The sequence below is a fragment of the Deinococcota bacterium genome, assembly GCA_030858465.1.
In the GTDB taxonomy this organism is placed as follows: domain Bacteria; phylum Deinococcota; class Deinococci; order Deinococcales; family Trueperaceae; genus JALZLY01.
Genome location: JALZLY010000295.1, coordinates 1 through 8,906, shown reverse-complemented (window position 1 = coordinate 8,906; position 8,906 = coordinate 1). Strand labels below are relative to the sequence as shown.

Sequence of the window (8,906 nt, the reverse complement as noted above, 5' to 3'; positions counted from 1 at the left end):
CTTCTTGGCGCCCTTGGCGGGCCTTAGGTCGTTCAGTTTCATGCGCTTAACTCCGTCCTTGCGAGCTTTCGACCGTGAGGAGGTAGGAGACCTTGTGGATCATGCCGCGGACGTCCGGAGTGTCCTTGACGTCGCGGGAGTCTCCTGTCTTCTTGAGCCCCAGCGCGCGCACGGTAGCGCGCTGGTCCTTCTTGACGCCGATCAGGCTCCGCACCAGGGTGACCTTCACCGTGGCGGCCCCTGTGGCGGCCCCTGTCGTTGCTTCCCTTGCCGCTTCGGTAGTCGCTTCAGTGGTCGCTTCGCTCACCGGGCCACCTCCCGTTCGCGCTGGGCGTCCTCGAAGGTCTTCAGTTGCCTGAGACCTTCCATGACCGCGTAGGCCACGTTGGTCTGGTTGCGCGAGCCGAGCTCCTTGGTGAGCAGGTTGCGCAGACCCGCCAGCTCGACGATGGCGCGCGGTACGCTGCCGGCGATGACGCCGGTGCCGGCGCCTGCGGGTTTGAGCATCACTTCGCTCGAGCCGTGTCTGCCCAAGACCTCGTGGGGGATGGTGCCGGGCTCTTCTATAGGCACCTCGATGAGGTTGCGCCGGGCGATGTTCTGCGCCTTGGTGACGGCGTTGGGCACCTCTTTGGCCTTGCCCAGGCCCAGGCCCACGCGGCCGTTGCGGTCGCCGACCGCCACCATGGCGCCGAAGCGGAAGCGGCGGCCGCCCTTATAGGTTTTGGCGGTGCGGCGGATAAAGATTACCTTTTCTTCAAAGTCACTGTCTGCCATTAGAACTCCAAGCCCCCTTCGCGGGCGCCCTCGGCGAGGGCCTTGACGCGGCCGTGGAAACGAAACGAGCCACGGTCGAAGTAGACGCGCTTGACCCCGGCCTCACTGGCGCGCTGCGCCAGCAGCTTGCCGACTTCGGCGGCCTGCTCGACCTTCTTGCCCTCGGCGCCCAGGCTCTTGGAGTTGGCCTCGGCGACGGTGTGGCCCCTTTTGGAGTCGATGACCTGCGCGTAGATGTGGCGGCTGCTGCGAAACACCGTCAGCCGCAGCCGGTCGGTCTCGACGGGCCGCTTGAGCCGGCGCCTGGTGCGCAGCTTGCGGCGTTCTTGGGTCATGCTCTCTCTCATAAATCACCAAACCTTAGCGTGCCGCGGCCTTGCCGGGCTTGAGGCGGATCTGTTCGCCGGCGTAGCGGACGCCCTTGCCGTGGTAGGAGTCGGGGGGACGGATCTTGCGGATGTTGGCGGCCACCTGGCCGACGAGCTGCTTGTCGATACCCGAGATGACGATGCGGGTAGGCTCGGGCACGGTGAAAGAGACGCCTTCGGGCGGGGTGATCACCACGGGGTGCGAAAAGCCCAGGCTGAGCTCCAGGTTCTGCCCCCTCAGCGCCACGCGGTAGCCGACGCCCTGGATCTCGAGCCCCTTGGAAAAGCCCTCGGTCACGCCGGTGACGGCATTGGCGACGAGTGAACGGGCCAGGCCGTGCTGGGCGCGGTCCAAGCGGTTGTCGCTGGGGCGCTCGACTTTGATCTCGCCCTCTTCTTGCCTCACGGTCAGTCTGGGGCTCACCGGCACGGTCAGTTGGCCCTTGGAGCCCTTGACCGCGACCTCCCCCCTGGTGATGGTGATGTCGACGCCGGTGGGCAGGGGGATGGGGCTTTTACCGATGCGCGACATCACCACACCTCGCAGACGACTTCGCCGCCGACGTTCTGGCGCCGGGCGTCGCGGTCGACCATCAGGCCGTTCGAGGTCGAGACGATGGCGACGCCCAGACCGCCGCGCACCACCGGCACCACCTTGGCCTTGGCGTAGGCGCGGCGGCCGGGTTTGGAGACGCGGCCGATGTAGTTGATGACCGACTTGCGCCGCGGGCCGTACTTGAGCCCAACGCGGAGGACGCCCTGAGGGCCCGCCGCGATCTCCTGGACCGAGCCCAAGTAGCCCTCGCGAACGAGGATGTCCGCCAAGGCCTTCTTGAATTTGCTGGCCGGGATGTCGACGCTCAGCATGCCGATGGCGGCGCCGTTGCGAATCCGGGTGAGCATGTCTGCCACGGTATCTGTATACATTTATCTGTCCTTTCAGGGCCGGTATCGCGGCAAGCGCCGCGACCTTCGCCCTTGCAGTATCGCTTCTCTGGGCAGGCTTGTGGTCGGTGCTGGCTGGCATTCACAGTCAGGAAACAGCAGGTTTCTGCTGGCTTCTTACCAGCTCGCCTTCCTGACGCCGGGCAGGTAACCCTTGTGCGCCATCTCGCGCATGCAGATGCGGCAGAGGGCGAAGTCGCGCAAAAAGGAGCGCGAACGGCCGCAGCGTGAGCAGCGGTTGATCTGGCGGCTCGAGAATTTGGGTTTGCGCTTGGCCTTTTCGATCTGTGCGGTGGTCGCCATGATCCTCTACTTTCTGAAGGGCATGCCGAGGAGCTCTAGCAGGCTCCTGGCCTCTTCGTCGCTCTTGGCGGTGCTGACGATGACGACATCCATGCCGCGCAGGGCGCTGATCTCGTCGTAACCTATTTCGGGAAAGACAAGCTGCTCCTTGAGGCCCAGGCTATAGTTGCCGCGGCCGTCGAAGGAATTGGGATTTACGCCGCGGAAGTCGCGCACCCTCGGCAGGGCCACGTTGACCAGCTTGTCCAAAAAGGCCCACATGCGCTCGCCGCGGAGCGTCACCTTGATGCCGATGGGCATGCCGGCGCGGAGCTTGAAGTTCGACACCGACTTTTTCGACTTGGTGACCACGGGGCGCTGCAAGGCGATGCGGGCGAGCTCCTTGCTGGCCTGCTCGATCACCTTGGAGTCCTCCTTAGCTTCGCCGATGCCCATGTTGATGACGATCTTCTCGAGGCGCGGAATGGCCATGACGTTGCCGTAGTCGTGGCGCTTTTGCAGCTCCGGGGCGATCTCATCCAGGTACTTCTGCCTGAGCGGTTCTCTAATCTGCACGAATCACCTTAGCTTTCTAGCTGCGCGCCGCTCTTGACGCTCACGCGGACCTTGCGGCCGTTGTCGAGCCTCTTATAGGCGACGCGGCTCGGCGCGTTCGTCTGCGGGTCCAAAAGGCGCACGTTGCTGGCGTGGACCGAGGCCTCGCGCTCGCTGAAGCCGCCCTTGGGGTTTTGCTGGGTGGGCTTCTGGGCCTTTTTGACCACGTTGACGTTCTCGATCGTTACCCGGTTCTTGGCGGCGTCCACCTCGACTACCTTGCCCTCGGCGCCGCGGTGCTTGCCGGTCATGACCCGCACTCTGTCGCCCTTCTTGAGCTTCATCTTGATCCGGTTGCCGCTTGTCTTCTTGGCGCTCGTCTTGGCGCTCGTCTTGGCGGTTGTCCTAGCCGGCATCACAGCACCTCCGGGGCCAGCGAGACGATGCGCATAAAGCGCTTCTCGCGGAGCTCGCGGGCGACGGGGCCGAAGACCCGGGTGCCGCGCGGCTCGTTTTGGTTGTTGATTATCACCGCGGCGTTGTTGTCGAAACGGATCGACGAGCCATCACTGCGGTTGATCTCCTTCTTGGTGCGGACGATAACGGCCTTGACCACGTCGCCCTTCTTGACGCCGGCGCGGGGAATGGCGTCTTTGACGGCCGCCACGATGATGTCGCCGACGCCGCCCACGAACTGCGTGCCGGTACCCAAGACGCGGATGCACTGGATGCGCCGCGCGCCCGAGTTGTCGGCGACCTCCAAAAAGGTTTCTTGCTGGATCATTACGCTCTCGCCTTCTCGATGAGCTTGGTCACCGCGAAGTGCTTGCGCTTGCTGATGGGGCGGCGCGAGGTGATCTCCACCGTGTCGCCGACGCCGTAGGTGTTCTCTTCGTCGTGGGCCAGGTACTTTTTGGACACCGTGACGACCTTGCCGTAGAGGGGGTGCTTGAAGCGGCGCTCGACGTTGACCGTCACGGTCTTGTCCGCCCCGCTGCTGACCACCTGGCCCTGCATCGTTTTTCTCATCGTTTTTCTCCTGCGCGAGCGCTCGAGCGCTCGCTGGCGCGTTCAGTGGCGCGTTCAGTGGCAATGGTCAGCAAGCGGGCGATCTCACGCTTGGCGGCGCGGATCCTTCTGGGGTTGCTAACCTGGCCGACCGCCGCCTGAAAGCGCAGGTCGAGGAGTTCCTGACGGCGCTTGGCGACCTCGACCTCGATCTCGTCCTGGGTCAGATTGCGAACCTCATTGGGCTTCATCGTAGACCTCGCGCGTGACCATCTTGGTCTTGATAGGCAGCTTGTGGGCGGCCAGCCTAAAGGCCTCCTTGGCCTGCTCCTCGGTGACGTTGGCGACCTCGAACATCACCCGGCCGGGCTTGACCACGGCGACCCAGTACTCGACCGCGCCCTTGCCCTTACCCATGCGGGTTTCGGCGGGCTTTTTGGTGACGGGCTTGTCGGGGAAGACGCGGATATAGATCTTGCCGCCGCGCTTGAAGTAGCGGCTCATGGTGATCCGGCAGGCCTCGATCTGGTTCGACTTGATCCAGGCGGGCTCCATGGCCACCAAGCCGTAGTCGCCAAAGGCCATATAGTCGCCGCCCTTGGTGGCGCCGGTCATGCGCCCGCGCATCTGCTTGCGGTACTTGACGCGTTTGGGCAGGAGCATTACTTGCGCTCCCCTCTGTCGGGGCGGCCACGGCCACCACCACGGTCCCCACGGTCGCCACGGTCGTCGCGCTCACCCGGACGGCGGCGGGCCTGGGGGCGGCGGCGGCGCTTGCTCTTGTCCTCGTCGGCCCGCGGCCGGGGCAGGACGGCGGCGCGGCGCGACTTGTCGCCGACGATCTCGCCGTGAAAGACCCAGGCCTTGACGCCGATGATGCCGTAGGTGGTCTTGGCCTCGGCGGTGCCGTAGTCGATGTCGGCGCGGAGCGTCTGCAGGGGCACCCGGCCCTCGGCGTACCACTCGGGCCTAGCCTGCTCGGTGCCGCCTAAGCGGCCGCTGCAGCGGACCTTGACGCCGCGCGCGCCCGACTCCATGGTGCGCTGCACGGCTTGTTTCATGGCGCGCCGGAAGGCGAAACGGCGCTCGAGCTGCTCGGCGATGCGCTGCGCGATCAGGATGGCGTTGGTGTTGGCGTTGGGCACCTCCTGAACGTTGACCGACACGGTGCCGTCGACCAGGCCGTCGAGCAGGACGCGGAGCGCCTTGATCGACTCGCCGCCGCGGCCGATGACCACACCGGGCTTGGCCGCGTGGATGGTCACGTTGATGTTGTGCGCAGCGCGCTCGATGTCGATGCGAGCGATGCCGGCGCCCTTGAGCTGCCGCTCGACCGCCTCGCGGATGGCGCGGTCCTCCTCTAAGAGCTTGCCGTAGTTTTTCTTGTTGGCGTACCAGCGGGCGGAGGGAATCTTGTTGACGCCCAGCCGGAAGCCAACGGGGTTGACCTTGTTACCCACGTTTTTCCTCCAAAATGATCGTGATGTGGCTGGTGCGCTTGCGCAGGGTGTCGGCGCGGCCTCTCGCCCTGGGCAGGTAGCGCTTCAAGACCGGGCCCTCGTCGACGAAGATCCTCGAGACGACGAGGGCGTCCTCGAACATGTCGTGGTTGTTGACCGCGTTGGCCCTGGCGCTTCTCAACAGCTTGAGGATCGGCTGGGCCGAACCCTTGGGGGTGAAGCGCAAGATGTCTTCGGCCTGTTTGACGTCCTTGCCGCGAATCAAATCGGCCACCAGCCGGGTCTTGCGCGGGGTGACGCGGAGCATTTTGAGGTGAGCCTTGGCTTCCATCACTTTTTCCTGTCGCCGCTGTGGCCGCGGAAGGTCCGCGTCGGCGCGAACTCGCCGAGCTTGTGGCCCACCATGTTCTCCTGGACGAAGACGGGAACGTGCTGCTTGCCGTTGTAGACGCCGATGGTGTGGCCGACCATCTCCGGCACCACGGTCGAGCGGCGGCTCCAGGTGCGAATAACCTTGCGGTCGCTCTTGTCATTGGCCGCGTCTATTTTGTCGAGCAGGTGCCCGTCTATGAAAGGGCCTTTTTTGAGGCTGCGTGCCATTATTTCTCCTTCCGGCGACGAACGATGAACTTCGAGCTGGTCTTGCGCTTGGTGCGGGTTTTTAAGCCCTTGGCCAGCTGGCCCCAGGGGCTCACGGGCTGGCGGCCGCGCGGGCTGCGGCCCTCGCCGCCGCCGAGCGGGTGATCGACCGGGTTCATGGCGCTGCCGCGCTGGTGCGGCTTGCGGCCCATCCAGCGCTTGCGGCCGGCCTTGCCGAGGACGACGTTCTTGTGCTCGGCGTTGCCGACCGTGCCCACGGTGGCGTAGCACTCGCCGTGGACGCGGCGCAGTTCACCAGACGGCAGGCGGAGCGTCACGTAGTTGCCGTCGCGGCCCTGGATCTGCACGCTGGTGCCGGCGCTGCGCGCGAGCTGCGCGCCCTTGCCGGGAACGAGCTCGATGTTGTGCACGACCGTACCGACGGGAATAAAGCGCAGCGGCAGGGCGTTGCCGGTGACGGGCTCGGCCTCGGGACCGGCCATGACCCGCTGACCGACGGCAATGCCTTGCGGCGCCAGCACGTAGCGCTTTTCGCCGTCGGCGTAGTTGAGAAGCGCGATGCGGGCGCTGCGGTTGGGGTCGTATTCGACGGTCGCCACCTTGGCCGGGATGGTCTCCTTGTCGCGGCGGCGAAAGTCGATGATCCGGTAGCGGCGCTTGTGGCCGCCGCCGCGAAAGCGGCTGGTGGTGCGGCCGCGGTTGTTCCTGCCGCCGGTCTTCTTGATGGGCCCTGTCAGCGACTTTTCAGGCGTGCCCTTAGTCACTTCGGCAAAGTCCGAGGTGGTCATGAAGCGGCGGGAGGGGGTATAGGGACGGTATTTCTTGGTCGGCATCATGCCCTCCCTTAGGTGAGGCCGTCGAGCTGCTGGATGCGTTGCCCGGGCTTCAGCGTGACGATGGCCTTTTTGCGGCCCGGCCGGCGGCCGCTGTAGCGGCCCATCGACTTGACCTTGCCCTCTTTGACCTGGACGTTGATCTTCGTCACGTCGACGCCGAAGACGGTCTCGACCGCTTCCTTGATCTGGGTGCGGTTGGCGGTGGGGTGGACGTAGAAGGCGTACTTGCTGTCCGCTATGGAGGTGACGGCCTTTTCGCTAAGGACCGGGCCGAGAATCACTTCATGGGCGGTCATGAGCGGAGCTCCCCGCTAGTATTCAAGCCGTCGTTCAAGCCGTCGTTCAAGCCGTCGTTGGCGGGACTAAGGGTGGGCGCCTCGACCTGCTCCTCTTCGTCGACCTGACCGTTTTCGAACATGGCCGCGTCGACGACCAGGCGGTCGTAGCGCAAGATGTCGTAGGCGTTCAGGCCGACGCGGGGCAAGACGCCGACCCAGGGCAGATTGCGGGCCGCGCGCCTGGCCATCTCGTCGTCGGTGACGAGAAGGACGCGCTCTTTGCCGTCGAAGCCGTGGTCATGGGCCCAGGCGACGAACTCCTTGGTCTTGCCGCCGATACTAAAGGAGTCGACCAGGGCCATCTTGCCGTCCTGGGCGCGGGCGCTGACGGCCATGGCCAGGCCGAGCTGGCGGACGCGCTTGGGCAGGCTGTAGCCGTAGTCGCGCGGACGGGGGCCAAAGGCGATACCGCCGCCCACGAAGATGGGCGCCTTGTAGGAGCCGTGGCGGGCGCGGCCGGTGCCCTTTTGCGGATACATCTTGGCGGTAGTCCCGGAGACCATGCCGCGCGTCTTGGTCGCGGCGGTGCCGCGGCGGCGCTTGGCGAGCTGCCAGTTGACGACCTCGTGAAGGACGCTGGCCTTGGGCTCGGGCAGGTCCAGGGTGACCTGGCGGTCAGCGCCGATGACATCGAGGGTGACGGGCATCATTTCACCCCTCTCGTGGAATCTTTTCTCGTCGAATCTTTGACGACGACGACCGAACCGCTGGGGCCGGGGACGGCGCCTTTGATGAGCAGCAGGTTGTCGTCGGGGCGGACCTCCAGGAGCTCCAAGCCGAGGGTGGTCACGCGCTCGGCGCCGTAGTGGCCGGCCATGCGCTTGCCCTTGTAGACGCGGCCGGGGCTCTTGCGCTGGCCGATCGAGCCGGGGTGGCGATGCTTTTTCTTGACGCCGTGGCTGGCGCTCATGCCGCGAAAGTTCCAGCGCTTCATGACGCCGGCGGTGCCGCGGCCCTTGGAGGTGCCGGTCACGTCGACCTTCTGGCCGGGCGCGAAGATTTCGACCGTGACGGCGTCCTCTTCGGGCGCGTAGTCGCGGAACTCGACGAGGTGACGCTGGACGGGGACGCCGGCCTTTTTGGCGTGGCCCTTTTCGGGTTTGTTGGCGGACTTTTCACGCTTTTCGGCCCAGCCGAGTTGGGTGGCGTTGTAGCCGTCCGTATCGGTTGTTTTACGCTGCACCACCGGGCAGGGACCGGCCAGAACGACGGTCACGGGCACGAGCCTGTCGCCCTGCCAGATCTGGGTCATCCCCACCTTGGTGCCGAGAATACCTTTCACTCTTTACCGTCCTCCGACCGTTTTGATCTCGATGTCGACCCCCGTGGGGAGGTCTAGGTGCATGAGGCTGTCGATGGTGCTCTTCGTCGGCGCCTTGATGTCGATCAGGCGGTTATGGGTGCGGATCTCGAAGTGCTCGCGCGAGTCCTTGTTGACGAAGGGGCTGCGCAATACGCAAAAGCGACGGATGCGCGTGGGCAGCGGCACCGGGCCGGCCACCTTGGCGCCCGTGCGCCTGACCGTCTCGACGATCTTGCTGGCCGACTGGTCGAGGCTGCGGTGATCGAAGCCCTTCAGCTTGATGCGGATGAGGGGAGAGGCGGCCATCTACTTGGTCACGGCGCTGACGACGCCTGCTCCCACGGTGCGGCCACCCTCACGAATGGCGAAGCGCAGCCCCTCTTCCATGGCGATGGGCTTGATCAGCTCCACGTCCAACTCCACGTTGTCGCCAG

The 8,906-nt window shown here is 65.3% G+C and carries 21 protein-coding genes; all 21 read right to left on the bottom strand.

Going from position 1 to position 8,906, the window contains the following annotated elements:
• Positions 1 to 46: 46 nt before the first annotated feature.
• The gene (gene rpmD / locus M3498_14775; GenBank protein ID MDQ3460543.1) at positions 47 to 229 is read right to left on the bottom strand and encodes a 50S ribosomal protein L30; all 183 of its coding nucleotides are present in this window, start codon (positions 227 to 229) and stop codon (positions 47 to 49) included.
• A 74-nt stretch (positions 230 to 303) separates the two neighbouring features.
• Positions 304 to 777 (bottom strand): 30S ribosomal protein S5, encoded by a 474-nt coding sequence (gene rpsE / locus M3498_14770; protein MDQ3460542.1) that lies wholly within the window; start codon positions 775 to 777, stop codon positions 304 to 306.
• Positions 777 to 1,124, bottom strand: coding sequence for a 50S ribosomal protein L18 (gene rplR, locus M3498_14765; protein ID MDQ3460541.1), 348 nt, complete (start codon positions 1,122 to 1,124; stop codon positions 777 to 779). The genes rpsE and rplR overlap by 1 nt, the downstream gene beginning before the upstream one ends.
• 13 nt (positions 1,125 to 1,137) lie before the next feature.
• Positions 1,138 to 1,677: a 50S ribosomal protein L6 gene (gene rplF / locus M3498_14760; protein MDQ3460540.1), complete on the bottom strand. Its 540-nt coding sequence runs from the start codon at positions 1,675 to 1,677 to the stop codon at positions 1,138 to 1,140.
• A complete protein-coding gene (rpsH, locus tag M3498_14755; protein MDQ3460539.1) occupies positions 1,677 to 2,072 on the bottom strand; it encodes a 30S ribosomal protein S8 in 396 nt (131 codons plus the stop codon). The genes rplF and rpsH overlap by 1 nt, the downstream gene beginning before the upstream one ends.
• A 135-nt stretch (positions 2,073 to 2,207) precedes the next feature.
• On the bottom strand, positions 2,208 to 2,393 hold the full coding sequence (locus M3498_14750; protein ID MDQ3460538.1) for a type Z 30S ribosomal protein S14: 186 nt from the start codon (positions 2,391 to 2,393) through the stop codon (positions 2,208 to 2,210).
• 6 nt (positions 2,394 to 2,399) lie between these two features.
• Positions 2,400 to 2,942, bottom strand: a complete 543-nt coding sequence (gene rplE / locus M3498_14745; GenBank protein ID MDQ3460537.1) for a 50S ribosomal protein L5 — start codon at positions 2,940 to 2,942, stop codon at positions 2,400 to 2,402.
• Between the two features lie 14 nt (positions 2,943 to 2,956).
• Complete coding sequence (gene rplX / locus M3498_14740) at positions 2,957 to 3,271, bottom strand: 50S ribosomal protein L24 (GenBank protein MDQ3460536.1); 315 nt, start codon at positions 3,269 to 3,271, stop codon at positions 2,957 to 2,959.
• Between the two features lie 71 nt (positions 3,272 to 3,342).
• Entirely contained in the window at positions 3,343 to 3,711 is a 369-nt protein-coding gene (gene rplN / locus M3498_14735; GenBank protein ID MDQ3460535.1) for a 50S ribosomal protein L14, read from the bottom strand.
• Positions 3,711 to 3,956, bottom strand: coding sequence for a 30S ribosomal protein S17 (rpsQ, locus tag M3498_14730; GenBank protein ID MDQ3460534.1), 246 nt, complete (start codon positions 3,954 to 3,956; stop codon positions 3,711 to 3,713). Before rpsQ ends, rplN begins: the two co-directional genes overlap by 1 nt.
• Positions 3,953 to 4,186 (bottom strand): 50S ribosomal protein L29, encoded by a 234-nt coding sequence (gene rpmC, locus M3498_14725; protein MDQ3460533.1) that lies wholly within the window; start codon positions 4,184 to 4,186, stop codon positions 3,953 to 3,955. Before rpmC ends, rpsQ begins: the two co-directional genes overlap by 4 nt.
• Positions 4,173 to 4,598 carry a 50S ribosomal protein L16 gene (gene rplP, locus M3498_14720; protein MDQ3460532.1) on the bottom strand — a complete coding sequence of 142 codons (426 nt, stop codon included), beginning with the start codon at positions 4,596 to 4,598 and terminating at the stop codon, positions 4,173 to 4,175. The genes rpmC and rplP overlap by 14 nt, the downstream gene beginning before the upstream one ends.
• Positions 4,598 to 5,395: a 30S ribosomal protein S3 gene (gene rpsC, locus M3498_14715; GenBank protein MDQ3460531.1), complete on the bottom strand. Its 798-nt coding sequence runs from the start codon at positions 5,393 to 5,395 to the stop codon at positions 4,598 to 4,600. Before rpsC ends, rplP begins: the two co-directional genes overlap by 1 nt.
• Entirely contained in the window at positions 5,388 to 5,726 is a 339-nt protein-coding gene (rplV, locus tag M3498_14710; protein ID MDQ3460530.1) for a 50S ribosomal protein L22, read from the bottom strand. The genes rpsC and rplV overlap by 8 nt, the downstream gene beginning before the upstream one ends.
• Positions 5,726 to 5,995: a 30S ribosomal protein S19 gene (gene rpsS / locus M3498_14705; GenBank protein MDQ3460529.1), complete on the bottom strand. Its 270-nt coding sequence runs from the start codon at positions 5,993 to 5,995 to the stop codon at positions 5,726 to 5,728. Before rpsS ends, rplV begins: the two co-directional genes overlap by 1 nt.
• Positions 5,995 to 6,828: a 50S ribosomal protein L2 gene (gene rplB, locus M3498_14700; GenBank protein MDQ3460528.1), complete on the bottom strand. Its 834-nt coding sequence runs from the start codon at positions 6,826 to 6,828 to the stop codon at positions 5,995 to 5,997. Before rplB ends, rpsS begins: the two co-directional genes overlap by 1 nt.
• A gap of 11 nt (positions 6,829 to 6,839) precedes the next feature.
• On the bottom strand, positions 6,840 to 7,127 hold the full coding sequence (gene rplW / locus M3498_14695) for a 50S ribosomal protein L23 (protein ID MDQ3460527.1): 288 nt from the start codon (positions 7,125 to 7,127) through the stop codon (positions 6,840 to 6,842).
• Positions 7,124 to 7,816: a 50S ribosomal protein L4 gene (rplD, locus tag M3498_14690; protein MDQ3460526.1), complete on the bottom strand. Its 693-nt coding sequence runs from the start codon at positions 7,814 to 7,816 to the stop codon at positions 7,124 to 7,126. The genes rplW and rplD overlap by 4 nt, the downstream gene beginning before the upstream one ends.
• Positions 7,816 to 8,451, bottom strand: a complete 636-nt coding sequence (rplC, locus tag M3498_14685) for a 50S ribosomal protein L3 (GenBank protein MDQ3460525.1) — start codon at positions 8,449 to 8,451, stop codon at positions 7,816 to 7,818. The genes rplD and rplC overlap by 1 nt, the downstream gene beginning before the upstream one ends.
• Positions 8,452 to 8,454: 3 nt before the next feature.
• Complete coding sequence (gene rpsJ, locus M3498_14680; GenBank protein MDQ3460524.1) at positions 8,455 to 8,778, bottom strand: 30S ribosomal protein S10; 324 nt, start codon at positions 8,776 to 8,778, stop codon at positions 8,455 to 8,457.
• On the bottom strand, positions 8,779 to 8,906 hold a 128-nt coding region (tuf, locus tag M3498_14675), incomplete at its 5' end, for an elongation factor Tu (GenBank protein ID MDQ3460523.1). It abuts the gene before it with no gap.